Annotated in this window: 21 protein-coding genes; 6 read left to right on the top strand and 15 right to left on the bottom strand. The window is 56.5% G+C overall.

The window, feature by feature from the left end; translation table 11 throughout:
• Positions 1-29: 29 nt before the first annotated feature.
• The 13 genes from H8K20_RS04390 to H8K20_RS04330 all read right to left on the bottom strand — a co-directional run bounded on the left by H8K20_RS04390 (position 30) and on the right by H8K20_RS04330 (position 17,941).
• Positions 30-4,274 carry a PolC-type DNA polymerase III gene (locus H8K20_RS04390; protein ID WP_243206178.1) on the bottom strand — a complete coding sequence of 1,415 codons (4,245 nt, stop codon included), beginning with the start codon at positions 4,272-4,274 and terminating at the stop codon, positions 30-32.
• 82 nt (positions 4,275-4,356) lie between these two features.
• Positions 4,357-5,406 (bottom strand): flavodoxin-dependent (E)-4-hydroxy-3-methylbut-2-enyl-diphosphate synthase, encoded by a 1,050-nt coding sequence (gene ispG, locus H8K20_RS04385; protein WP_186487591.1) that lies wholly within the window; start codon positions 5,404-5,406, stop codon positions 4,357-4,359.
• A 141-nt stretch (positions 5,407-5,547) separates the two neighbouring features.
• A complete protein-coding gene (locus H8K20_RS04380) occupies positions 5,548-6,582 on the bottom strand; it encodes a M50 family metallopeptidase (protein ID WP_186487590.1) in 1,035 nt (344 codons plus the stop codon).
• A gap of 93 nt (positions 6,583-6,675) precedes the next feature.
• Positions 6,676-7,830 (bottom strand): 1-deoxy-D-xylulose-5-phosphate reductoisomerase, encoded by a 1,155-nt coding sequence (locus H8K20_RS04375; protein WP_186487589.1) that lies wholly within the window; start codon positions 7,828-7,830, stop codon positions 6,676-6,678.
• Between the two features lie 161 nt (positions 7,831-7,991).
• Positions 7,992-8,822, bottom strand: coding sequence for a phosphatidate cytidylyltransferase (locus H8K20_RS04370; protein ID WP_186487588.1), 831 nt, complete (start codon positions 8,820-8,822; stop codon positions 7,992-7,994).
• A 2-nt stretch (positions 8,823-8,824) separates the two neighbouring features.
• Complete coding sequence (locus tag H8K20_RS04365) at positions 8,825-9,571, bottom strand: isoprenyl transferase (RefSeq protein WP_186487587.1); 747 nt, start codon at positions 9,569-9,571, stop codon at positions 8,825-8,827.
• A gap of 4 nt (positions 9,572-9,575) precedes the next feature.
• A complete protein-coding gene (gene frr / locus H8K20_RS04360; protein ID WP_105203775.1) occupies positions 9,576-10,130 on the bottom strand; it encodes a ribosome recycling factor in 555 nt (184 codons plus the stop codon).
• Positions 10,131-10,205: 75 nt separating this feature from the next.
• Entirely contained in the window at positions 10,206-10,916 is a 711-nt protein-coding gene (pyrH, locus tag H8K20_RS04355) for a UMP kinase (protein WP_105203774.1), read from the bottom strand.
• A 203-nt stretch (positions 10,917-11,119) separates the two neighbouring features.
• Entirely contained in the window at positions 11,120-13,093 is a 1,974-nt protein-coding gene (locus tag H8K20_RS04350) for an LTA synthase family protein (RefSeq protein WP_186487586.1), read from the bottom strand.
• Positions 13,094-13,325: 232 nt separating this feature from the next.
• Positions 13,326-15,422 (bottom strand): LTA synthase family protein, encoded by a 2,097-nt coding sequence (locus H8K20_RS04345; protein ID WP_186487585.1) that lies wholly within the window; start codon positions 15,420-15,422, stop codon positions 13,326-13,328.
• A 324-nt stretch (positions 15,423-15,746) separates the two neighbouring features.
• Positions 15,747-16,655 carry a translation elongation factor Ts gene (gene tsf / locus H8K20_RS04340; protein ID WP_105203771.1) on the bottom strand — a complete coding sequence of 303 codons (909 nt, stop codon included), beginning with the start codon at positions 16,653-16,655 and terminating at the stop codon, positions 15,747-15,749.
• A gap of 92 nt (positions 16,656-16,747) precedes the next feature.
• The gene (gene rpsB / locus H8K20_RS04335) at positions 16,748-17,470 is read right to left on the bottom strand and encodes a 30S ribosomal protein S2 (RefSeq protein WP_186487584.1); all 723 of its coding nucleotides are present in this window, start codon (positions 17,468-17,470) and stop codon (positions 16,748-16,750) included.
• 180 nt (positions 17,471-17,650) lie between these two features.
• A complete protein-coding gene (locus tag H8K20_RS04330; RefSeq protein WP_105203769.1) occupies positions 17,651-17,941 on the bottom strand; it encodes a YlmC/YmxH family sporulation protein in 291 nt (96 codons plus the stop codon).
• Positions 17,942-18,196: 255 nt separating this feature from the next.
• On the opposite strand from H8K20_RS04330, the gene sdaAB reads away from it, so the two are divergent.
• A complete protein-coding gene (gene sdaAB, locus H8K20_RS04325) occupies positions 18,197-18,871 on the top strand; it encodes an L-serine ammonia-lyase, iron-sulfur-dependent subunit beta (protein WP_105203768.1) in 675 nt (224 codons plus the stop codon).
• A 25-nt stretch (positions 18,872-18,896) separates the two neighbouring features.
• Positions 18,897-19,769, top strand: a complete 873-nt coding sequence (gene sdaAA / locus H8K20_RS04320) for an L-serine ammonia-lyase, iron-sulfur-dependent, subunit alpha (protein WP_186487583.1) — start codon at positions 18,897-18,899, stop codon at positions 19,767-19,769.
• A gap of 142 nt (positions 19,770-19,911) precedes the next feature.
• On the opposite strand, the gene H8K20_RS04315 is transcribed toward sdaAA, so the two are convergent.
• On the bottom strand, positions 19,912-20,259 hold the full coding sequence (locus H8K20_RS04315) for a TetR-like C-terminal domain-containing protein (protein WP_341480812.1): 348 nt from the start codon (positions 20,257-20,259) through the stop codon (positions 19,912-19,914).
• 297 nt (positions 20,260-20,556) lie between these two features.
• Between H8K20_RS04315 and H8K20_RS04310 the strand changes: the two genes are divergently transcribed.
• From H8K20_RS04310 to H8K20_RS04300, 3 genes are all read left to right on the top strand, one after another.
• Entirely contained in the window at positions 20,557-20,787 is a 231-nt protein-coding gene (locus H8K20_RS04310) for a hypothetical protein (protein WP_186487582.1), read from the top strand.
• A complete protein-coding gene (locus tag H8K20_RS04305; RefSeq protein ID WP_186487581.1) occupies positions 20,784-21,155 on the top strand; it encodes a hypothetical protein in 372 nt (123 codons plus the stop codon). The genes H8K20_RS04310 and H8K20_RS04305 overlap by 4 nt, the downstream gene beginning before the upstream one ends.
• A 433-nt stretch (positions 21,156-21,588) precedes the next feature.
• Positions 21,589-21,891 carry a hypothetical protein gene (locus H8K20_RS04300; RefSeq protein WP_186487580.1) on the top strand — a complete coding sequence of 101 codons (303 nt, stop codon included), beginning with the start codon at positions 21,589-21,591 and terminating at the stop codon, positions 21,889-21,891.
• An 89-nt stretch (positions 21,892-21,980) separates the two neighbouring features.
• On the opposite strand, the gene H8K20_RS04295 is transcribed toward H8K20_RS04300, so the two are convergent.
• Positions 21,981-22,496: a hypothetical protein gene (locus tag H8K20_RS04295; protein ID WP_186487579.1), complete on the bottom strand. Its 516-nt coding sequence runs from the start codon at positions 22,494-22,496 to the stop codon at positions 21,981-21,983.
• A gap of 161 nt (positions 22,497-22,657) precedes the next feature.
• Between H8K20_RS04295 and H8K20_RS04290 the strand changes: the two genes are divergently transcribed.
• A complete protein-coding gene (locus H8K20_RS04290; RefSeq protein ID WP_105203761.1) occupies positions 22,658-22,999 on the top strand; it encodes a helix-turn-helix domain-containing protein in 342 nt (113 codons plus the stop codon).
• Positions 23,000-23,375 lie beyond the last annotated feature (376 nt).

The following is a 23,375-nucleotide window of genomic DNA, read 5'->3' as shown; positions in this document are numbered from 1 at the left end:
CGGCTCGCTCTTTTCGCGCAACGAAACGATTAGAAAAAGGTCATTTGGCTGGACTGGGGCAGGTCTCCGAAAGCGCCAAACTCCTTGAGGCTCTCGACCACCGTTTTGGAGATGCCCGAACGGGTCTGCAGCTCGTCGATAGAGATGAAGTCCCCCTCCTTGACCGCGGCTTCCAGCCCCTGGGCGGCGGTATCGCCCACGCCTTTGATACAGTTAAAGGGCAGGCGGATCTTGCCGTTTTCGATCTGGTAATTGGTGGCCGAGGAGTGGTAGATATCTACCGGCAAAAACTCGTAGCCGCGCAGCTGCATCTCGTAGAGGATCTGGTAGGTCTGGAATGCGTCTTCCTCTTTGACCGAGCGCTCGTTTCCCTTGGCGCGCAGCGCCTCCATCTGCACCTTGGTATATGCCTTTCCCTTGACCGCCGCGTGGGCGTCGAGATCGCCGCCGCGCACGGTGAAGTGGGCGGCGTAGAACTCCAGCGGGCGGTGGAGCTTAAACCAGGCCAGCCGCAGTGCGCCGATGACGTAGGCGGCAGCATGAGCTTTGGGGAACATGTACTTGATCTTTAGACAGCTCTCGATATACCACTCGGGCACACCGTGCTCGCGCATGGCGGCGTAGTGCTCTTCGGTGAACAGCTTTTTGGCGTTGCCTTTACGGGTGATCTCCATGATCTTAAAGGCCATGCTGGGATCGAGCCCCTTGTGCATGAGGTAGACCATGATGCTGTCGCGGGTACCGATCACCTCGCTGATGGTGCAGGTGCCGTTTTTGATGAGGTCTTTGGCGTTGCCCAGCCACACGTCGGTGCCGTGGGACAGGCCGGATATCTGCAGCAGGTCGGAAAAGTTTTGCGGCTGCGCGTCGATGAGCATCTGTCGGGCAAAGCTGGTGCCCATCTCGGGGATGGCAAAGGTACCGGTCTCGCTGCCCAGTTCCTCAGGGGTGAGGCCCAGCGGCTCGGGGCTGGTAAAAAGCCGGTACACCTGTCTGTCGTTCATGGGGACGGTGTTGATATCGATGCCGGTGAGGCGCTCCAGATGCTTGCAGAGGGTGGGCACATCGTGACCCAGCTCGTCGAGTTTGAGGATGGTGTCGTGCAGCGAGTGGAAGTCGAAGTGGGTGGTGATGATATCGGAATCAGCTTTCTCGGCCGGGTGCTGGACGGGGGTAAAGTCGTACACGTCGTAGTTGGAGGGCACCACCACCATGCCGCCGGGGTGCTGGCCGGTGGTGCGCTTGACGCCGGTACAGCCCTGCACCAGCCGTTTCATCTCGGCCTTATGCACCACCCGGCCCCGCTCTTCGAGGTAACGCATGACAAAGCCGTAGGCGGTCTTATCCTGCACGCCGGAGATGGTACCGGCTTTGAATACGTGGTCCTTGCCGAACAGCTCCTCAGTATATTTGTGGGCGCTGGACTGGTACTCGCCGGAAAAGTTGAGGTCGATATCGGGGGCCTTGTCACCATTAAAACCCAAAAAGGTCTCGAAGGGGATATCGTGACCGTCGCCGTGCAGCGGCGTGCCGCACCGCGGGCAGTTTTTCTCCGGCAGGTCAAAGCCGGAGCCCACGCTGCCGTCGGTGATGAATTCGGAGTATTTGCAATTCGGACAGCTGTAGTGAGGAGACAGCGGGTTTACCTCGGAGATGCCGGCCATGCTGGCCACGAACGAGGAGCCCACCGAACCGCGGGAGCCCACCAGATAGCCGTCGGACTCGCTCTTGGCCACCAGCTTTTGGGCGATGATGTACAAGACGGCAAAGCCGTGCTTGATGATGGACTGCAGCTCGCGGTCCAGCCGCTTTTCGACGATCTCGGGCAGCGGCGTGCCGTAGAGCGACTCAGCCCGCTCGTGGGTGATGCGCACCAGGTCCTCTTCGGCCCCCTCGATGGTGGGGGTAAAGGTGCCTTTGGGGATGGGGCGGATGTCGCGCTCTATGGTATCGGCCAGCATATTGGGATTGGTGATGACCACCTCGCGGGCCAGGTCCTCCCCCAGGTAGGAAAATTCTTTGAGCATCTCCTGGGTGGTCTTAAAGTAGAGCGGCGCCTGTTCACCGGCATCGGAAAAGCCCATACCGGCCATGAGTATCTCGCGGAAGATGGCGTCTTCGGGGTTTTGGAAGTGCACGTCGCCGGTGGCCACCACCGGTTTGCCCAGCTCTTTGCCCAGTTGACACACGGTGCGGTTGTAGCCCTGGATCACCGTCTCGTCGGCCACGGTGCCGTTGCGGATCATAAACTGGTTGTTGCCCAGAGGCTGGATCTCTAAAAAGTCGTAAAAGCGGGCGATCTCGAGCAGCTCCTTGTAGGGCTTGCCGTCGATGATGGCGCGGTAGAGCTCGCCGGCCTCGCAGGCACTGCCGATGAGCAGCCCCTCCCGCAGGGCATTTATGCGGCTGCGGGGCATACGGGGGCGCTTGAAGTAGTAGTCGAGGTTGCTCTCGCTGACCAGCTTGTAGAGATTTTTGAGGCCGGTATGGGTCTGCACCAGCAAAATGATGTGATAGGTGCGCAGCTTTTGGGGATCGGCCCCCGGCAGAGCGGCCTGGATGCCGTCGGTATCCTGCACCCCCAGCTCGGCCAAGCGCTCGAACAGTTTTTCTAGGATGAGGGCCAGTTGTTTGGCATCGTCGCTGGCGCGGTGGTGATTAAAATCGGGTAGATTAAAGTATTTGGACACCGTGTTGAGTTTATAGTTGTGCAGATCTTTAAACAGCATTTGGGTGAGCGTGACGGTGTCTATGTAGGTGTTGTGAAAGTCGAGATCGTGCCGGCGGCTGGCGGCGGCGATAAAGCCGGTATCGAAGTCGGCGTTGTGGGCGACTAAGATGCGGTCGCCGCAGAAGGCGAGAAAGTCGGCGACCGCCTGGGCCTCTTTGGGGGCGCCGGCCACCATGGAATCGTCGATGCCGGTGAGTTGGGTAATCTTGGGCGGGATGGGCATCTCCGGGTCGACAAACGTCTCGAAGCGGTCGATCTCTTTTCCGCCCTGCACCAGTACCGCGCCGATCTCGGTGATGCGGTCCTGGGCGTTGGAGAGGCCGGTGGTCTCGATATCGAAAACGATATACTCGTCCTGCAGCGAGGCATTTTTGCCGCCTTTTACGCAGGGGACCGCGTCGTTGACGTAGTAGCCCTCCACCCCGTAGATCGCTTTGAAATCGGGATCGTCTTTCTGTATTTTGGCCACCGTGTTCATCACGTCAGGGTAGGCCTGCAGCACGCCGTGGTCGGTGATGGCCACCGCTTTATGGCCCCACTTGTGCGCCTGCATGATGAGGTCAGAGGCCTCGGACAAGCCGTCCATGGAGGACATTTTGGTATGCATGTGCAGCTCGACTCTCTTTTCGGGCGCTGTATCCTGCCGGCCCATCTCCCCCTCGATCAAATTGATATCGTAGGGCATGACGTTGATGTCGCGGTCAAACTTGTCGTAGCTGACCTTACCGCGAACCAGGATATTGTCGCCGTTTTTGAGGGTCATCACCCCGGCCAGCTTGTCCGGCTCCTTGATGACCTTTACGGTCATGGAGCCGGTGCCGTCGGTGATATCCAGCAGCACGATGAGCCGGGCGCCGTTTTGGATCTCTTTTTTCTCGATCGAGAACACGCTGCCCCGGATCACTACCATGTCGTACTCGTCGGTGAGATCACCCAGCGGGGTGATACCGGAGTCTTTGATGGTCTTGCCGAAGAGCACGTCGCCTTCCCCGGTGTATACCTTTACCGGTGACTTCTCTTTTTTGGGCAGCTCTTTTACGTAGGTGATACGCTCTTTGGGCGGCTCGGCCTCGACCTCGACAGCGCCGGTAAAGACCACCTTGGCCGGTCTTCCGTACAGGGCAGCCGCCTTCTGGCTGAACTTCTGGGCAAAACCCATACCCTCTAAGATGCGCAGCCCGCCGCCGCTCAACTCGACGGCGTAGGTGCAGCTCTCGGCGTCGAAGGACACCTGGCACTCGCTGAAGATGCAGTCGAACATGGAATTTTCTTCGCGTATGTATTCGGCGATGATGTGAAAGGCATCTTCGTCGAGCGCCACACCGCTAAAGCGGGGGTTGAGCCGCACGCCGCAGCCCAGCTGCAGGCCCAAATGGCTGCTGCAGCCCCGCAGCACCTGGCAGGACACCGGCTGAGGAAAATCGGCCTGTATCTCGATCTGGTTGCCGGCCCGGTCTACGGCGATACCCAGCACGCTGCCGCAGGACAGCGACTGGTACTCGCCGCCGGCGACCCCCAATTGCTCAAATAAACCGCTACTCAAATCTTCACCTCAAAAAAATCGCTCTGCTGCCGGCTGCCACTGCGGAAGCCGATCTTTCTTATGTATACGGCACCGACGGCGCTCACAGCCGTTCGATCTCCTCTATCAGGGCCGGCAGGATCTGGTCTTCCGGCACCTTGCGCAGTATCTTGCCGTGGGAGAACAGCAGACCGCAGCCGTCGCCACCGGCCACGCCGATATCGGCCTCTCTGGCCTCGCCCGGGCCGTTGACCGCGCAGCCCATCACCGCCACGGTGATGGGCTTGTCCATATCCCGCACCAGCTCGGTCACCTGCTCGGCCAGACCGATGAGGTCGATCTGGGTGCGGCCGCAGGTCGGGCAGGAGATCACCTCTGCCCCGCCCTGACGCAGACCCACTGTTTTGAGTATATCTCTGGCGGCGTACACCTCTTTGACCGGATCGGCCGTCAGCGACACCCGCAGTGTGTCGCCGATGCCGCACAGCAGCAGCGAGCCGATACCGACGGCGTTTTTGATGGTGCCCATACGCTCGGTGCCGGCCTCGGTCACGCCCAGGTGCAGCGGGTAATCGCAGCAGCTGGACATGAGCCGGTAGGCCTCGTACATGGTCTGTACATTGGAGGACTTCAGGCTGATGACGATATCCTCAAAGTCAAATCTCTCCAGCAAAGAGATGTGGTATTGGGCGCTCTCGACCAGTGCCTGAGCCGTGGGGTGACCGTATTTTTGTAGGATCTCTTTTTCCAGACTGCCGCCGTTTACCCCGATACGGATGGGCACGCGGCGGGCGCGGCATGCGTCGACCACCGCTTTTACCCGCTCGTTAGAGCCGATGTTGCCCGGATTGATGCGCACCTTGTCCACCCCGGCCTCGACGGCGGCGATGGCCAGCCGATAGTCGAAGTGGATATCGGCCACCAGCGGGATATCCACCGCCTTTTTGATGGCCGGGATCAGCGCCATCGCCTCCATATTGGGGATAGCGGCCCGCAGTATCTCGCAGCCGGCAGTCTGCAGCGCCTTAGCCTGCTCTACACTGCCGGCTATGTCGGTCGCCGGCGTGCTGAGCATGGACTGAATGGCGATGGGGTGATCGCCCCCCAGCTTTACGCCGCCTACATCTACAACACGGGTATGTCTTCTCTGCATGATATATCTCCCTCGTCTTTCACTTCCTGCACCAGTCCTGCACCGGTAGGGCCGGCAGTATACCGGCCCTACCGCCAAACCGCGCCGCGGCTATTTTCTCGGCGCATCAGGGCCGCTGACCTTACACATCTCGGGCGCCGGTCAGCGGGTAAATATGCGGGTGATGTCGCTGTAGCTGACAAACAGCATAAAACCGATGAGCAGTAAAAAGCCCACTGCGTGGATCGCGCCTTCGTACTTGGCGGGGATGGGCTTGCGCCGCACCGCCTCGATGAGCAGGAAGACCAGCCGTCCGCCGTCGAGCGCAGGGATGGGCAACAGGTTGAAGATGCCCACATTGATGGTGAGCAGCGCCAGCATACTGAGGGTAGTCTCCCAGCCCATGCCCACCGCCTGATCGATGACATCGATGGTGCCGATGGGGCCTGCCACCTGGGAAATAGGCACGTTGCCGGTGACCAGGTCGATGAGCGAGACCCAGACCATCTTGCCCACCGAGACGGTCCAGAGGGCGCTCTCTTTGATCACGCCGCCCACTGTTTTTTCGACTCCCAGCACCCAGAAGTCGCGGCTGATATACTGGTTGCCGCTGTCATCTTTGGCCATGGAGAACTCTACCCCGTTCAGCTCTACCAGCTTGCCGTCGCGCCGGACGGCCATATCTACCTTGCCGTCTTTGTCGCGCATCAGCTCAAAGTCGATATCGTTGGCGATAAAGACCCGCCGCCCGTTGATGGCGTGGATCTCGTCGCCTACCTGCAGGCCGCTCTGGGCACTGAGGGAACTGTCGCCGAATTTAGCCACGGTGGTGGTGGGCACCAGCTTGGCGATGGAGGTGAGGATGACCAAAATGACGAAACCCAGGATCAGGTTCATGGCGGCGCCGGCGATCACCACGAGGATGCGTATCCAAATAGGGCGCTGGCCAAAGGAGTGGGGATCGGGCGAGTCCTCGTCTTCCCCCTCCATCGAGACAAAACCGCCGATGGGTACCAGCCGCAGTGCATAGGTCGTGTCGCCTTTTTGTTTTTTGAGCAGCGTGGGGCCCATGCCGATGGCGAACTCGTTGACCTTGATACCTCCCAGCTTGGCCACCACAAAGTGGCCCAGCTCGTGTATCATGATGATCAGCCCGAACATCAGGATAGCCAGACAGATGGATAACACAAAACTCATAGTACACCTAGATCCTCACTGGGCGGCACAGCGCCGCCGTATTTTCTATTTTATTATGACCGCCACCGGTGTCAAATGCGCTGACAGCAGTGCTTATGCGCCGACAGCTGCACGCACGAACGCGCGGGCCTCCTGGTCCTGGGCCAGCACATCCTCTAGAGAATATACGTCCTTTTGCGGCAGAGTATGCATGGCCGCCCGGGCCAGCTCCCCGATCTGTAAAAAGCCGATCTTGCCCTGCAAAAACAGCGCCACCGCCTCTTCGTTGGCACCGCTGACGGTACAGGGGGCCAACCCGCCCCGGCGCGCGGCCTCGATACAGATGCCCAGACAGGTAAAGGTCTCGATGTCGGGGCGGGCAAAAGTTAAGCTGCCGCAGTCGGCCAGCGAGAGCTCTTTTACCGGCGATGGCCAGCGGTCGGGATAGGTCAGCGCGTACTGGATGGGGATGCGCATATCCGGCACGCCGAGCTGCGCCAGCATAGAGTTGTCGTCGAATTGTACCAGCGAGTGGATGATACTCTCTCGGTGCACCACGATATCGATCTCGTCGGGTGTTTTATCGAAAAGCCAGCTGGCCTCGATGAGCTCCAGCCCCTTATTCATGAGCGTGGCCGAATCGATGGTGATCTTGGCGCCCATATCCCAGTTGGGGTGTTTGAGCGCATCTTTTACCGTGACCTGCGCCAGCATATCGCGGCTGTAGCCGAAAAAGGGGCCGCCGGAGGCGGTGAGCACCACTTTTTTCAGCCGCCGGGCCGAGTGCTTATCCTGCAGGCACTGAAAGATGGCCGAGTGCTCACTGTCCACCGGCAGGATATCGACCCCCATTTTTTTAGCCAGGTCGGTTACCAGCTTGCCGCCGGCCACCAAGGTCTCTTTGTTGGCCAGAGCGATGGTGGTGCCCGCTGCGATGGCGGTGAGCGTGGGCTGCAGGCCGACCATACCCACCACCGAGTTGAGCAGGATATCGTTTTGCTCCAGCGCCGCCAAGGTGCACAGACCATCCATTCCTGCCAACACCTGAATATCGGTATCGGCCAGGGCGGTCCTCAGCTCCTTGGCCGCTGTCTCGTCCATCATACAGGCATATTGGGGGGTAAAAATGCGGCACTGCTCTTCCAGCTGAGACACCGAAGAATTGGCCGAGAGGCCCACCACTGTAAATTGGTCGGGGTGGCTGCTGATCACATCCAGCGCCTGGGTACCGATAGAGCCGGTAGACCCCAAGATCGTCACTCGTTTCATTGCTACACTCCGTTTTTCATAGGGGCCAGGTTCGGGAGCACCGGGGCCCAGCACGGCGCAAGGGGGGCCATAAATGCCCCCCTCTGCCGCACATGTATCCTCTATCTATCTGCAAAAGCCAGCCGGCCGCTGCCGAATGGGCACACCCATACACGGCCAGTTTACCGCGCGATGATCGGCAGAAAGCTGGCCATAAAGAGCACTGTGGGCGCGGTGAATAACACGCTGTCGAACCGATCCATAGCGCCGCCGTGGCCGGGCATGATATTGCCGTAGTCTTTGATCTGCATCTGCCGCTTTAGACTGGAGGCCACCAGGTCACCCATCATGCCCAGCAGCGAGGCTACGGCCACCGTGAGTGCCAGGTACAGGTGATTGATGGACGATACTCCGTCGTTAAAATGGGTATACAGTGCGGCGATACCGGCCATGAGCAATGCGCAGACGACGACACCGCCAACAGCGCCCTCGACTGTTTTGTTGGGGCTGACATGGGGCGACATTTTGTGTTTGCCGAACAGACGTCCACAGAAATAGGCGCCCGAATCGGTGAGCCAGGCACTGCCCAGCGCCACAAACAGCAAAAACAGCGCATCGGGGCCAAACGCTGTGCGCATGTACACGGCGCTGCCAAAGCCGAACAGGATGGCCATGGTCTCGAGATACAGCATGGCCACATTGGCATAGGGTACATCCTGAAAGTGAAATACAGTAAAACTGAGTACGCCCACCGTAAAGCAGAACAGACCGGCCAAAAACGGCAGGAAACCACCGAGGGGCAGGTACTCGTAAAACACCACGAACAGGCCGAACAGGCCGCACCAGAGATACAGCCCAAGGTGCTGTTTGAGTTTTACCGCACGGCACACCTCAAAGATGGCCAGCAGCACGATAGCCCCGATGATGGCGTTAAAAAACACCGTATCGAAGAGCAGTACGGCGATAGCCAGCACCACCAGGCCACCCATGGCCGAAAGTATGCGGGTCTTCAAGATCAAACCCCTCCAAATCTGCGATTTCTATTCTGGTATTCCAGCAGAGCCCGGTCGAGGTGGTGGCGCCTAAAGTCAGGCCACAGCACATCCATAAACACCAGCTCGCTGTAGGCCGACTGCCACATGAGAAAATTGGAGAGGCGCTGCTCCCCGCTGGGGCGGATGATGAGATCGGGATCGGGCTGGCCGGCGGTATAGAGGTGTTCTTCCAGCACCGTCTCGTCGACCTGCTCTGGGGTTAAACGACCCGCCGCCACTTCGCCGGCTATCTGTTGCACGGCCTGCATGATCTCGGCCCGCCCACCGTAATTGAGGGCGATATTCAAGATCATCTTGTCGTACTGGGCGCTGTCAGCCTCCAGCTTATCGATCAGGGCGATGATATCGGGTGCCAACGGGGCCTTATCACCCAGTATCTTTACCCGCACCTCTTCCTCGCGGTAGTCGAAAGCATCTTTTAGATAGCTGCGCAAAAGGTCCATGATGCTGTCGACTTCCTGTTGCGGCCGCTTCCAGTTTTCAGTTGAGAACGCGTACACCGTCATGTACTTGATCCCGATATCTTTGCAGTAGCGGACCATATCGCGAAAGACCTGAGCCCCTTTTTGATGCCCAGCCGACCGCGGCAGCCGACGCTTTTTGGCCCAGCGGCCGTTGCCGTCCATAATGAAGGCCACGTGAGCCGGCAGGTGCTCGAAGTCGGGCCGCAACAGCACCTTGCTCTTTTTTAAATTAAACCAGGCCACCGCCCTAGATCTCCATGATCTCTTTTTCTTTTTGTTTGGTGGCAGCTTCGACCTTTTCGCAGTAGTTGTCGGTCAGCTTCTGGATATCTTTCTCGGCTACTTTCAGCTCGTCCTCGGTGATCTCGGACGACTTCTTCATCGCCTTGAATTTATCGATCGCATCGCGGCGGATCGAACGGATGGCCACCTTGCACTCCTCGCCCATCTTGTGGATCTGCTTGACGATATCTTTTCTGCGCTCCTCGGTCAGCGGGGGGAAAGAGATGCGCAGCAGCTTGCCGTCGTTCATGGGATTGAGGCCCAGATCGGAAGACAGGATGGCCTTCTCGATGTTTTTCAGCGCCGATGCATCCCAGGGCTGTACCACCAAGGTGCGGGCGTCGGGCAGCGAGATCGCCGCCATCTGGCTGATCTGGGTGGGGGCGCCATAGTAGTCGACAGTCACCTTGTCGAGTACGGCGGGGTTGGCGCGGCCGGCACGGATCGAGGAGAACTCGTTCATCATCACATCGATGGATTTGCCCATCTTGCCTTCATACTTTTTCAGTTGCTCTTTCATGTTGATACCTCCGGCTGTATATATAGGTGGATGGCGGCCGCCGCGAAGCGGCTGGCCCGTATAGAAAGATCTCTCTTAATCCTCGATGACGATGGTGCCCACCTGCTCGCCGCACATGGCTTTGACGATGTTGTGGGGGTCGCTGAGGTCAAACAGTAAAATGGGCAGATCGTTGTCTTTGCACAGAGATGCCGCGGTAGAATCCATGACGCCCAGCGAGTCGGTGAGCACCTTGGTAAAGGACACCTTGTCATAGCGGACGGCGTCGCCAAACTTTTTGGGGTCTTTGTCGTAGACGCCGTCGACCATGGTAGCCTTAAAAATGATCTCGGCATTGATCTCTGCCGCGCGCAGCGAAGCGGCAGTATCGGTAGAGAAATAGGGGTTGCCGGTACCGCAGGCCAGGATCACCACTCTCCCCTTTTCCAGGTGGCGGACTGCCTTGTTGCGGATATAGGGCTCTGCCACCTGCTGCATGGGCAGTGCTGTCTGTACCCGCACCGGCACGCCCAGCTGCTCCAGTGCGTCGGCTACCGCCAAAGCGTTGATAACGGTGGCCAACATGCCCATGTGGTCGGCACGGGTGCGCTCCATCTCGCCGCTGCTGCGACCGCGCCAAAAGTTGCCGCCGCCTACCACGATGGCGATCTGGGCGCCCATCTCTACGCAGGTCTTGATATTTTTGCAGATATCGGTGACGATGTCGTAATCGATGCCCATCTTCCGCTCGCCGGCCAGGGCCTCACCGGAAATTTTCAGCAGGACCCGCTTGTACTTCAGCTCCATGTTCTAAACACTCCTACCCATTATTATTCATCCTGTATTTTACCCTATTTCGACTCGGTCTGTAAAGGACATAGGGGGAAATTCACAAATTGTCATGAAAGCGAACAACCACAACACGTGTTTTTCTACTTTCTGTCCTATGGGAACATGCAGATAGACAAAGTCTCTGCCGAGCTGACTTGCCGCGGCAGAGACTTGTAGAGCTATTGTGATTTTGCGCTATAGAGACCGGGGATGCGGTTTTTAGAGTCGAACACGCTATTGTACTGTAGCATCTCGTAGCCGTGTAACAGCTCATCGTCGGGCTCTTCTCCCCGCTGATAGTAGTTGCCCTGACTGTCGATAACGCCCAGCGCATTGATCACCGGATACTGCGCATACACCTGCTTGAGGTACTGGTTGTACGGCGGCAGCGGCAGACCGGCAGTCTCGAGGAGCAGTGTAGACAGATAATTTGCACTGATCTTATCCACCTCTCTGCTCTCGATATCGTAGTTGGCCCAGATAATAAATGGGGTGACATACTCCAACTGGCGCTCCTCAATGGTTTTTTCACTGGACTCTTTGCCGTCTAATTCCCGATAGAAGTCGGTACTCAAAGACGGCTGGTGGTCACCGAACATCAAAATGATCGTGGGTTCTTCCTGCTGACTAAAATAGGTGACGAGTTCCTGAAAAGCCAGATCGGATTCGCGGATCAGAGATAGATACTGCTCAGCGTCAGGGTAGCTCCCCTGCATATTTTGAATACGCACCGTCGGCTCGTAGCTCTCATTTGTGTACCCACCGTGATTTTGCATCGTCACATCAAATACAAAGAGCGGCGTATCGGCATCCTTCTCTTCGTACTGGCGGATGATCTCGCTATAAGTACAGCGGTCAGAGGGGAGATCACGTACGACATCTAGCTGAAAATCGTAGGTATCGATAAACTTCGTGTCATCAAAGCCCATCCAGGGGTATACACGGTATCGATTCCAGCTTGTATGTGAAAACGGATGCATAGCAGTTTTTTTATATCCTAAATCACCCAACGTCCGTACTAAACTACCGGTATTCCCATGTATGTACTGCTGATAAACGATACTTCCAGCTGGGAGATACGCAACCGTTCCACCTGACAAAAACTCCCACTCGCTGTTGCTGGTTCTTCCTCCAAAAACAGACATATATAAATTGCCACGCACAGTGTTTTCATATAATGAACTTATAAACGGTGTATAGGCTGGCTCTACCTCCAAATCTCCGCGTGCCGAGAGATCTGAAAACGATTCATTCATTATAGCAATGATGTTGGGGCGTTGCACTTCAGAAAATAGCTGCGTTTCATCTGAAGTGATCAATAAGTCGTTTACTTTTTGAGGTGTGTAACCATCTGGCTTATCAGCGTCTAGATACTGTGCATTGAGCACAAACCCCAGCATAACACCTTGTTGTTTATATGTGATCTCTTGTACCCAAAAATCGACAACGTCCAACCCCACATTGGCCAGAGCATTGGTCTTATAAACGCCAAAGAAAGCTGTTAGTGTAAAAAGTGCTACTATGCCTTTTTGTATCCATTTTTTCCATCTATTCTTACAGACCATACGGCAGGAATTCCACAGTGAGATAGCCGCCACCAGCACCACTGACGTCAATAAGATCGTGCCTGTCAGCTCTAGGCGATAACTCCCCATTACGTTAGCTGCAGTGCGAATGGCAAAAAGATCTGCTGGCAGTAATGGCGTTCCTCGGAAAATGTATACCAAGTAAAAAACAAGCCCAATGAAAAATGAGATAGACAGTGTTATCACCGCCGATATTTTAGCCCGATTGGTAAATAGATACACAGTGCATAAAATCAGCAAATATATAAAATAATTGGCAATAAACGCCAGCGGCGAAAACTGTGTGAGAACACTGCCATTTAGTGTTTCAACCATCCAGAAACAGAGAAGTGGCGTGGCGAAAAAAAGCAGCACACTGAGCACAATATCTACTTTGGGATGCAGGGTGATTTTGGGAATAAGCAGACAACCGGCCAAAAGGACCAAGCCCAACGCAGTACAGGCCAAATTGCGACTATAGACCCCGTCCACAAGAAACAGCGCCCGATTGTAGTAGATAAAAGTCAGCAGAAAAAATATTGGCGGCACGGTCAGTGCTGCCCGCTTTTTACTAAATTCTATATGCATGGATCCACCCCTGATGCTCTTTATTGCCATATTGGTATCTCAAAACAGGACCGCGTTTCAGCCAGACTCTTCATTCCTTCACTAAATAGTTAGTATACCATATGAAAATAGTTTACAAAAGGGTTACACGGCCATTACATTTCACAAATTTTTACCATTTACACGGAATTTTTACACAAAAAGACAGCTACCCAAATAAAAGGCAGCTGTTTTTTTGTTATTAATGCTCTTTTTATGCGGCGGCAGCGGTATTTTCTGAGCTGGTCTGCTGCGTGTCGGGAGACGTTGGTCCGGCATCGCTGCTCTGCGAGGAACTACTGCCCAAGTCGGCCGGCGGATCCTCTTTCTTGACTTTTAAGGCAAACACGCCTTTGAGCTTGTTTTTAGGGTCAAAGAGATTGTTGTACTGCAGAATGCTGTACTCGTCCAGCAGCGGATTGTCGGTGCCCGGATCGCCCACGGCGTAGTACTGGCCATTTTTGTCGATGATGCCGGTGGAGTCGATGACTGGGAACTCTTTGTACAGGTTTAGGAGGAACTTGTTGTAGGCCGGCAATTTGAGGCCCGCAGTTTTGAGCAGCAGACTGGAGAGGTAGTTGGTACTGATGCGCGCGATCTCCTGCTCCTCGATATCGTAATTGGCCCAGATCACAAAAGGCACCTCGTAGAGCTTTTGGGTCTCCTCGATGGTGAGGTCGTCTAAGCTCTTACCCATGAGCTTTTCAAAAAATTTGGTCTGCAGTTTGGGCTGGTGATCGCCGAACATCAGGATGATCGTCGGCTCCTCCTGCTGGCTGAAGTAATTGACCAGTTCCTGGAAGGCGGTGTCCGACTCCTTGATGAGCGAGAGGTACTGCTCAGCGTCGTCGTAGGTGCCTTCTGGTTTGGTGATGTGCACGGTGGGCTCGTAATCGCTGTAGTTATAGCCGCCGTGATTTTGCATGGTCACGTTAAACACGAACATCTTTTCGCCGGGCATACGGCTCTCGTACAGATCGATGATCTTGCGGTAGCTCTCGCGGTCACTGATATAGTCGCGGATCTTCTCGGGCGGGGTCTCCTGCTTTTCGAAGTCGTAGATGCTGTAGAAACGATCGAAGCCCAGCAGCGGATAGACGTTCTCGCGGTTCCACCCCTCGGGGTAATAGGGGTGGATGGCTGAGGTGGTGTAGCCCTGCTCTTTTAAAATAGAGGCCAGCGAGTCGGTGGGCTCTTCTATGTACTGCTGATAGGGGTACACGCCGGGCGAGAGATGCGACATGCTGTTGCCGGTGATGAACTCGAACTCGGTGTTGCAGGTGCCGGCACCTTTGACCGGCACATAGAGCGTGCCTTTGACGGTGTTTTCTTTTAAACTGCGCACAAAAGGCATGTAATCCTGATCGGTCTGCAGGTCGCCCACCACCCCCAGATCGGAGAAGGTCTCGTTCATGATAGCGATGACGTTGGGGCTCTTTTTGCTGGCTTTGGCCGTATCGGACTTATAGTCGCCGTTTTTGATGATCTGCTGGGCCTTCTCAGCCGAGTACTCCTCTGGCTCTTTGATGGAGATGTACTTTAGATTCATGGCAAAATAGGTGACTACACCGTTACGCTGGTACTGCTTGGCCGGCTGCCACAGCGTAAAGCTGAGACCCATCCAGTCCATGAGCGGGGTGGCGTAAAAAAGCAGTGCAAAGAGCGGCGCCGCCAGCGCCAGTGCGGCGCGGTGCCAGAGCTTTTCGCGCACCTTGACTTGGCACAGCTTGATTGCGAGGATGATGACAAACGCCAGCACCAGCACGGCCAGCACCAAAAGATCGGTGACTTTATAGCTGTAGCCGCCGGCCACATCCATGGCGATGCCCAGCACCAGCAAGTCGCCGGGCAGTACCGGGGTGCCGCGGAAAGTGAGCACCGCCTGATAGGCGGCGCCCAGAATGAAAGCCAGCGCATTGACGGTGATAATGGTGACCCGCATGCGGTTCGACAGTGCATAGACCAGGAGGTGGAGCACTAAAAACCACAGGTAGTTGAGCACGATCGCGCCGGGCTTTATCTCGAAGGGATTGTTGTCGTTAAAGATCTCGATGATGCAGAACGCGGCCAGTGGGGACAAAAACAGACAGCTGTGCACCACGTGCTTTTGCAGCTTTTCGCCGATGTTCCAGTCGAAAGTGAGCGCCAGCCCGATGAGCACGGCAAAGATAAAGCAGGCAATGTAGTGCATGCGCCGCAGGTTGCCGTTCTCGTTGACGAAAACGTTGCCGAGCAGCAGCAGGCCCGCCAGCAGTGCAGCGGTGATGGGCAGCGCGTACAGGCTGCGTTTTTTATTGAAACGAAAACTCATAGAGAAGACTCCTATTGTCGAATAAATACACCGATATCTTCTCAATTTTACACAAAACGGCGCAAGAATTCTATAAGAATCGGTAAAATTTAAGAGTTTTGTAATTTTACGTTGAGGCAGAGGTGATTTTTTGGTGATAAATCATTAAAAACCAGGTAAAATTTTACCGTCTTTCTCTACTTTCCCATCGATCAAACTGTGGACAAACTGTAAAAACAGGCCTTTTTTCGCTGATTTTTTATCGGATCGTGCAAAAAAGTGCAGGCCGCTCTCTACGCAGAGAGCGGCCTGCACCTAAGATCGCCACAAGACGAGACGACTGATCTATTTTACCATTTTGGCAACTTCGGCGGCCAGATCGTCCTGACGCTTCTCGATGCCTTCGCCTTTTTCAAAGCGGACGAACTTGACGATCTCGATCTTGCCACCCAGCTCTTTGGCGGTGTTCTGGGTGTATTTGGCGACCGTCAGATCCTGATCTTTGACGAAGGGCTGCTCTAACAGGCAGACCTCTTTAAAGAACTTGTTGATGCGGCCCATGACCATCTTCTCGGCGATGTTGGCGGGCTTGCCCTCATTGAGAGCCTGTACTTTGAGGATCTCTTTTTCTTTCTCGACCTGCTCGGCGGGGACCTCTTCCTTGCGCACGAAGGTGGGGTTGGCCGCGGCGATCTGCATGGCGACATCTTTGCCGTAGGCGGCAAACTCGGGCTTGCCGGCCAGATCGGTGTCGAACAGCACCATGACGCCGTGGGTGCCGCCGCCGTGGATGTAGGTGACGACATCGCCCTCGAAGCGGGCAAAACGGCGGATGATAAGATTTTCGCCGATGGTGAGGATCTTCTCGCGGAGCATCTCCTCGACGGTCATGTCGCTGTCGACGGCCTTCTCGGCCATCAGGGCAGCCACGTCGGCGGGGTTTTTCTGAGCCACGGTCTTGGCGCAGGTGTCGACAAAGGCCTGGAACTCGGCGTTTTTGGCCACGAAATCGGTCTCGCTGTTAACCTCGATGACGACGCCCACTTTGTTCACGTCGTCCACATAGGCGTACACCAGGCCGTCGGCGGCGATGCGGCCGGACTTTTTGGCGGCGGCGGCCAGGCCTTTTTCACGCAGCAGCTCGATGGCTTTGTCCATGTCGCCCTCGGCCTCGGTGAGGGCCTTCTTGCAGTCCATCATGCCGCAGCCGGTCTTTTCGCGCAGCTCTTTTACGTCTTTGGCGGTAAATGCCATTTTTGGTTCCTCCTAAATCTAGTCTATCCAAGCAGTGCCCGTGCAAACTGTACTGCGCGGGCACTCTGCTTATTATTTAAAATTGAGTAAGCTTATGCCTCGGCTTCTTCGGCGGCAGCGTCTTCTACCTGCTCGCCCTGACGGCCCTCGAGGTAGGCGTTGGCCATAGCGCCGGAGATGAGTTTGACCGCGCGGATGGCGTCGTCGTTGCCGGGGATGACATAGTCGATGTCGTCGGGGTCGCAGTTGGTGTCGACGATGGCCACGATGGGAATGTGCAGCTTCTTGGCCTCGGACACGGCGATCTTCTCTTTTCTGGGATCGACAATGAACAGGGCGCCGGGCAGACGCTCCATGGTCTTGACGCCGCCCAGGAATTTCTCGAGGCGCTCGATTTCGAGGTTCAGTTTGATGACCTCTTTTTTGGGCAGCAGATCAAAGGTGCCGTCCTCTTTCATATTATTGAGCTGATACAGGCGGTCGATGCGCTTGCGGATGGTGCGGAAGTTGGTGAGCATACCGCCCAGCCAACGGGCGTTGACATAGTGCACACCAGCTCTGGTGGCCTCGTCGCGGATGGACTCCTGCGCCTGTTTTTTGGTGCCGACGAACAGCACGCTGTCGCCCTGCTCGGCCACCGAGCGGACGAAGCTATAGGCCTCATCCAGCTTTTTGACCGTCTTTTGCAGGTCGATGATGTAGATGCCGTTTCTCTCGGTGAAGATGTAGGGAGCCATTTTGGGGTTCCATCTTCTGGTCTGGTGGCCAAAGTGCACGCCGGCCTCGAGTAGCTGTTTCATGGATACTGCTGCCATAGAATTTTTCCTCCTAGGTTTTTCCGCCGCTGTATTTCCTCCACAGCGAAGACCCTGCTGTTGCGGGCACCTTCTGTGGCTGTACAGCGTGTGTTTTATTTTTGCCTGACCTGGCAAGTTTGCCATAAATCAGAACAGTACTTTGGTAGTATAGCATGTGCACCGGTAAAATGCAACGGGTCAACTGAAAAATTTGTCCAGCATCCCGCTCTTTTTTTTGCGCAGCTGGGGCTGCTCTGTATAGTGTACCAGCACCGTGTCGCGGCCGATCTTCTGAATGTCGCCCCACTTGATGATGATATCTGGTGTGCGGCCCAAAAGGCCGAAAAATTTGAGCCGTCCAAACAAGATCAGGGCGGTTATCTGGGCGGTGTCGCCGTCGAACTCCAGGTCGCACACCTCTCCCAGCTTGACGCCGTCGGATATACTGATGACGTCTTTGTTTTTCAAGTCGTAAAAACTGCTGATCATCGGATAGATCTCCCTCCCCTATTGGCGGTATCTTGTCCCGCTGTTTTGGCAAAAAGCACGCCGCTTTTACAATGTATGCGCCCCGCCCGATATGTAGGCCCTTTTTAGTTGACTTTCGCCCGGTCATTTTGGATAATATAAGGTACAGGTACGGGAAAATACGGTTTTGGCGGCGCACAGATCCGGCTCGGCGGCAAAAAAAAGAGCCGGCGAGCGGCCTGAGCGCGGCAAGACGTTGCAAAAAGGAGTATTGTCATGGACAGTTCCAGCACCAGCCTCTTTGATATTTTGGGGCCCATCATGATCGGGCCCTCGAGCTCGCACACGGCGGGGGCGCTGCGCATTGGGCGCGCGGCCGGCATGCTGTGTACAGCACCGGTGGTAAAGGCGGTATTCAGGCTGCATGGCTCGTTTGCCAGCACCTATAAGGGGCACGGCTCGGACCGGGCGCTGGCCGCCGGCGTGTTGGGCATGCAGACGGACGACCCGGACATAAAAAACGCCCTGGAGATCTGCCGGCAGCGGGGCATAGAGGTAAAATTTACCGAGGCCGACCTGGGCGAGGTACACCCCAATACCGTACAGGTGGAGTTGACCGACGCCGGCGGTATACGCCACGTGCTGACCGGGTGCTCGGTGGGTGGGGGCGCGGTGCGCATTATCGGCATCGACGGCTTTGACACCGGCATTACCGGCGAGTACCCGACCATTGTGACCAAGCACCACGATAAAGTGGGCGTAATCAAAAATGTGGTGTCGTGCATTTCGGACGCGGAGGTCAATATCGTGACCATCAACCTGGCGCGCAGCCAGAAGGGCAAGCTGGCCACCGCCATTATTGAGACCGATACGCTGGTGGATGGCGACGTGGTGGAGAAGATCGGGCAGCTAGAGCACATGGTCGACGTGCTGACCATGGACAAATTTTAAGGCCTTTACTTAAGGAGGAGACAGCGTGTTTCGATACGGTCATGAGCTGGCGGCGCACTGCGCGCAGACCGGCAAGACGATAGCTGAGGTAGCCATAGAAGAGGAGATGCAAAACAGCGAGTGCAGCCGCGAGCTGGTGTTTGCCAAATTGGCCCGGCGGCGGGCGGTGATGGAAAAGGCCTGCCGCGCCACGCTAAAGCAGCCGGTGCCTTCGGTGAGCGGACTGACCGGGGGCGACGCCAGTTTGCTAAATAGTTTTTTGCAGCAGGGCGCACCGCTGCTGGGCGGCCCCACTGCCAAGGCGGTGGCGTATGCGCTGTCGTGCTTTGAGGTGAACACCTCGATGGGGGCCATTGTGGCCTGCCCTACCGCCGGGTCGTGCGGGATCGTGCCGGGGGCGCTGTTTGCAGTGGCCGAACAGCTCGGCGCCAGCGACGAGCAGCTGCTAAAGGCCTTTGCCGCGGCCAGCTACGTGGGAATGATCATTGCCCGCAACGCCACGGTATCGGGCGCTGAAGGCGGCTGCCAGGCCGAGTGCGGCTCGGCCGCGGCCATGGCGGCGGCGGCGCTGGTCGAGCTGCGCGGCGGCGACGCCGAGATGTGCCTGTCGGCGGCGGCCATCGCCATCAAGAACGTGATGGGGCTGGTGTGCGACCCGGTGGCCGGGCTGGTGGAGATTCCCTGCGCCAAGCGCAACGCCTCGGGCGTGGTGAACGCGATCTTGTGCAGTGACCTGGCGATGGCGGGCATTAAGAGCCAGATACCGTTTGACGAGGTGGTGAGCGCCATGCGCAAGGTGGGCAGACTGCTGCCCGAATCGCTGCGGGAGACCGCCAAGGGAGGCGTGGCCACCACCCCGACCGGCCTGCGGATGAAAAAGCAGGTGTTTGGCGAGTAGGCCAGCACACCCGGCAGCATTTTAAGCCTTATGTTACAAAAAAGAGAGCGGACACAGCTGAAGTTGTGTCCGCTCTCTTTTTTTGGGCGGGCGCCTGCAGTGCCGAAAACAGCCGGGGCGGCATAAAACAGGCCGCCCACCGCTACTTGGGACCGTACTCGGCCCGCAGGATCTCGGCCATTTGCTGCGGGGTCTCGCGGCAGCCGTTATGCAGCCACTTTTTGATGATGGCGTTAAGGCCGTGCCGAAAAAACTCGATATGGTAATCGATATAGCGGTCGCCGTAGTAGGCGGCTGCCTGACGGGTATCGTACTCGGCGACCCCGAGCGCGCCGGTGCTGCCCGGGTGCTCGAGCTTAAAATACGTCTGGTAAAAAAGCTGATTTTGATAGATGTGACAAAAGAGCTTGTAAAAGTCGTTGCTGTTATACTTTTGCTCCCGCTCATCTTGATACAGCTCGGCCACCTGCCGCTCCAGTTCTTTTTGCACGGCGTCGGCCAGATCGAAGATATCGAGATAGCTGGCGTAAAAAGTGGTGCGGTTGACACCGGCGATCTGGCAGACGGCGGTGACGGTGATCTTATCGAGCTCGGTGTGCTGCAGCAGCTGTATAAAGGCGGCCTGTATTTTTGTTTGCGCCGGTTGTTGGGCGTATTCAGGGCAGTCTCCCCCCTTTTTATTATCGCTACAGATGTGGGTGATCTGATGATTGTACCGGTACTTTTTCTACATTATACTGGATACAGACGACCTGGACAAGTGTTGTGATAATAGGAGGAGACGGCGATGTCAAAACTGAGAGAGGCCAACCGGCCGATAGAAGACGCGGTAGTAGGCAGCTACCACAAGATCGAAAAAAAGGTGGTGGACAGCTACCGCAAGATCGAGGACCGCTTTATCGACGCCTTTTTGGCACAGGACGATGAGAGCACCGAACAGGCGCGGGCGCGTGTTGTGCAGCAGCGAGAAGAGCGGCAGTGCCAGCAGGACCGGCGGGCCGGGAGGAGAGAGAGATGAAGAAGATCGATCTGGTGACGATGCTGATGGGTGCGGTCGGTGGGATCGCCTTCTCTTTGGGCATGTGCATGTGTACCGTTACCCAGTGGGACACCTTTGGACCGGGTGTGATCACCGGGGCGGCAGGGCTGCTATTTTTAGTGGCTGCACTGGCTGTGCACCGCCGCGGACACGGCAAGCGCTGGACGGCAATAAGCGGCCGAGCGGTGGGCACGGTGGCCCTGGGCGCAGCAGGCGCGCTGACATTGGGACTCGGCATGTGCATGAGCATGGTGTGGAGCGGACTTTTGGTACCCGGTATTGCCGTGGGGATATTGGGTATCGCGATGCTGCTGTGCCTGGTGCCGCTGTGCCACAGTCGCCACTAGAGAAAAGCCCCAAACGGCCGCTGTGGACCCGCATACTGTACCCCCACTGGTGGGTCTTGCTGCTGTTGTCGCCGATCGCTGTGATGGGACCGGCCGCCGCTTTGACGGCGCGCCACCCACCCACGGCAGCTGCGCCGGCCCTGTATATGCCGACCTTTTACGTGGCGGCGGCCACGGCGGCGCGGGCCTACCGGCTGCTCCGGGGCGCCGGGCGGTGGCTGGGCGGCAGGCCGCTGGTACGCCGCTACCGGACCGAGCAGGGCTTTCGGATGCGGGTGACGCTTTACCTGTCGCTGGGTGCAAACACAGTATACGCGCTGTACAAGCTGGCAGCCGGCCATCGGTACCGGGCCTGGTGGCTGGGAGCTGAAGCCCTCTACTATCTGCCTACAGCTTTGGGGCGGCGATCGCCGGCTCTGTGCGCGGCCGCCGGTTGGGCGACCCCATTTATGCGGCCAGCCGGGCTATTGCTGCGGCTGCGGCGCTGGTGTCGGTATTTTGGCTGCAGGCGGCGATGCTGCACAAGTTTGGCGGCAGTGCTCGCTGGCAGCGGCAGATGAACCTGGGCACTGGGGCGGCGGTACTTTTGCTGGTGGCGGCGATGGCCGTATACATGATCGCGCACGGGCAGCGGGCGCTAAAAGCGCTGCCCAGAGCAGAACACAGCGCCGACAAAACCGACCTGCACACGGCACAGTGCGGACAGACCCGCTTGAGACACAATAAGAGCCTGTAGAGAAGATGCTCTCTACAGGCTCTTATCTTTAGGAGGCAGTGCCGACAGCACCGGCGGTAAGCGACACTGGCCCAGGCACCAGCCCGCGTTTAGAGCTGGTCTTTTTTGTTTTCGAGCTCGCTTTTATACGCGGGGCCCATCGTGCACTGCAGGATCTCCCCGAAACTGTCGCTGTATTCCTGCTGTGTGATATCGTCGACAAAATATTCGATATCCAGGCGCATGCGGATACATTTGTCGTCGTCTAAGTAAAAGGCTATCGAGCTGGCCTTGCTGGTGATCTCGTTTATCAGGGCCATCTCCTCGCTGTCGGTGAATTCAAAGGCCGGGAGGGTGACCTGGATGGAGGCACTGCCCGGCCCCTCGCTTATCACGCCTTTTACCTGTCCTCCACCTTGCTTTGCCATCTCGTCACACTTGGCGAGCAGCTGCTCATAGGTCTGTCTCCCCTCTTCACTGACATGCTTAGGGATGGCGTCTATATACGCGGCCATCTCTTTGAAGAAACCTTTTTGGGTGAGCTGCCCAAAGAATTCGGAGCCGCCGCTCCGGAGGACCTCCGCCTCATCCACCCGATAATCCCGCTCAAAAAACTGCTTTTCCATCTCATTACTCCTTTCGGTATACTTGTTCTCATATAGCATACCATATTTGTGCACAAATTTCATCCCATTAGTGATAATTTTATTCCCAATGGTTTATTTATCATCTTACCCTCCGCACATATACTAGTAGTACCAGAGTATTACTGACAGTGGGGGTGGCAATGAATAAGCCTTTAAATCTATCATCGATCGGCAAACAGATAAGAAAATACCGCGTACAAAAGGGCTGGAGACAGGATGATCTGGCGGAAAAAGCGGATCTGAGCCACAATTATATCAGTTTGATCGAGCGCGGCGTAAAATTGCCGGCGCTGGATACTTTTATTCGGATAGCCAACGCGCTGGAGGTCACGGCAGATATGCTGCTCGCGGACGTTCTGGAGGAACACCATGTGAAAAACCTGGTGCTTTATGATGAGTTTGAGACATTACCAGATCATGTTAAAAGCCAGATATTTGAGGTAGTGACTGCCCTGATCGAACACGCGCAAAAAAACAGTTAAGTGATATCTAGCAGCGGGACCCAGCGCCCGTTTTTGCTGTGCCGCCACCCGGGGCGATCGGGGGGCGGATCTGAATAGCTAGAGCGGTATACCGGGCTCTGTGGGAAAACCTGCAGGGCCCGCTTTTTATAGGTAGAAAGGAAGTGGCGGCGCATGCAACAGCGCGCGCCGATAAGCCATTTGGTGCGGGCCTTTATCCGCGAGCCATTTTTGCTGGAATTGTTGGGATAATCGCACAACACCGTATACTGACACGCACACAGGGCATTTGGGCACACCCGTTTATTTTGCACCTGACTGCCACCAGCTACCAAAGCAGGACCAAGCTACTGAGCGAGATGGACGTTTTGCTGTACCTTGCTCAGGCGGGGAGCCC

Origin of the sequence: Neobittarella massiliensis (ex Bilen et al. 2018), assembly GCF_014269355.1 — a bacterium.
Classification (GTDB): Bacteria; Bacillota; Clostridia; order Oscillospirales; family Ruminococcaceae; genus Neobittarella; species Neobittarella massiliensis.
This window is presented reverse-complemented; position numbering and strand designations above follow the sequence as displayed.

Excerpts from the sequence above, each read along its gene's own strand:
- ispG (WP_186487591.1), bottom strand. The coding sequence starts at position 5,406 with ATGCAGAGAAGACATACCCGTGTTGTAGATGTAGGCGGCGTAAAGCTG.
- H8K20_RS04380 (WP_186487590.1), bottom strand. The coding sequence starts at position 6,582 with ATGAGTTTTGTGTTATCCATCTGTCTGGCTATCCTGATGTTCGGGCTG.
- H8K20_RS04375 (WP_186487589.1), bottom strand. The coding sequence starts at position 7,830 with ATGAAACGAGTGACGATCTTGGGGTCTACCGGCTCTATCGGTACCCAG.
- frr (WP_105203775.1), bottom strand. The coding sequence starts at position 10,130 with ATGAAAGAGCAACTGAAAAAGTATGAAGGCAAGATGGGCAAATCCATC.
- pyrH (WP_105203774.1), bottom strand. The coding sequence starts at position 10,916 with ATGGAGCTGAAGTACAAGCGGGTCCTGCTGAAAATTTCCGGTGAGGCC.
- H8K20_RS04350 (WP_186487586.1), bottom strand. The coding sequence starts at position 13,093 with ATGCATATAGAATTTAGTAAAAAGCGGGCAGCACTGACCGTGCCGCCA.
- H8K20_RS04345 (WP_186487585.1), bottom strand. The coding sequence starts at position 15,422 with ATGAGTTTTCGTTTCAATAAAAAACGCAGCCTGTACGCGCTGCCCATC.
- tsf (WP_105203771.1), bottom strand. The coding sequence starts at position 16,655 with ATGGCATTTACCGCCAAAGACGTAAAAGAGCTGCGCGAAAAGACCGGC.
- rpsB (WP_186487584.1), bottom strand. The coding sequence starts at position 17,470 with ATGGCAGCAGTATCCATGAAACAGCTACTCGAGGCCGGCGTGCACTTT.
- H8K20_RS04330 (WP_105203769.1), bottom strand. The coding sequence starts at position 17,941 with ATGATCAGCAGTTTTTACGACTTGAAAAACAAAGACGTCATCAGTATA.
- sdaAB (WP_105203768.1), top strand. The coding sequence starts at position 18,197 with ATGGACAGTTCCAGCACCAGCCTCTTTGATATTTTGGGGCCCATCATG.
- H8K20_RS04310 (WP_186487582.1), top strand. The coding sequence starts at position 20,557 with ATGTCAAAACTGAGAGAGGCCAACCGGCCGATAGAAGACGCGGTAGTA.
- H8K20_RS04305 (WP_186487581.1), top strand. The coding sequence starts at position 20,784 with ATGAAGAAGATCGATCTGGTGACGATGCTGATGGGTGCGGTCGGTGGG.
- H8K20_RS04295 (WP_186487579.1), bottom strand. The coding sequence starts at position 22,496 with ATGGAAAAGCAGTTTTTTGAGCGGGATTATCGGGTGGATGAGGCGGAG.
- H8K20_RS04290 (WP_105203761.1), top strand. The coding sequence starts at position 22,658 with ATGAATAAGCCTTTAAATCTATCATCGATCGGCAAACAGATAAGAAAA.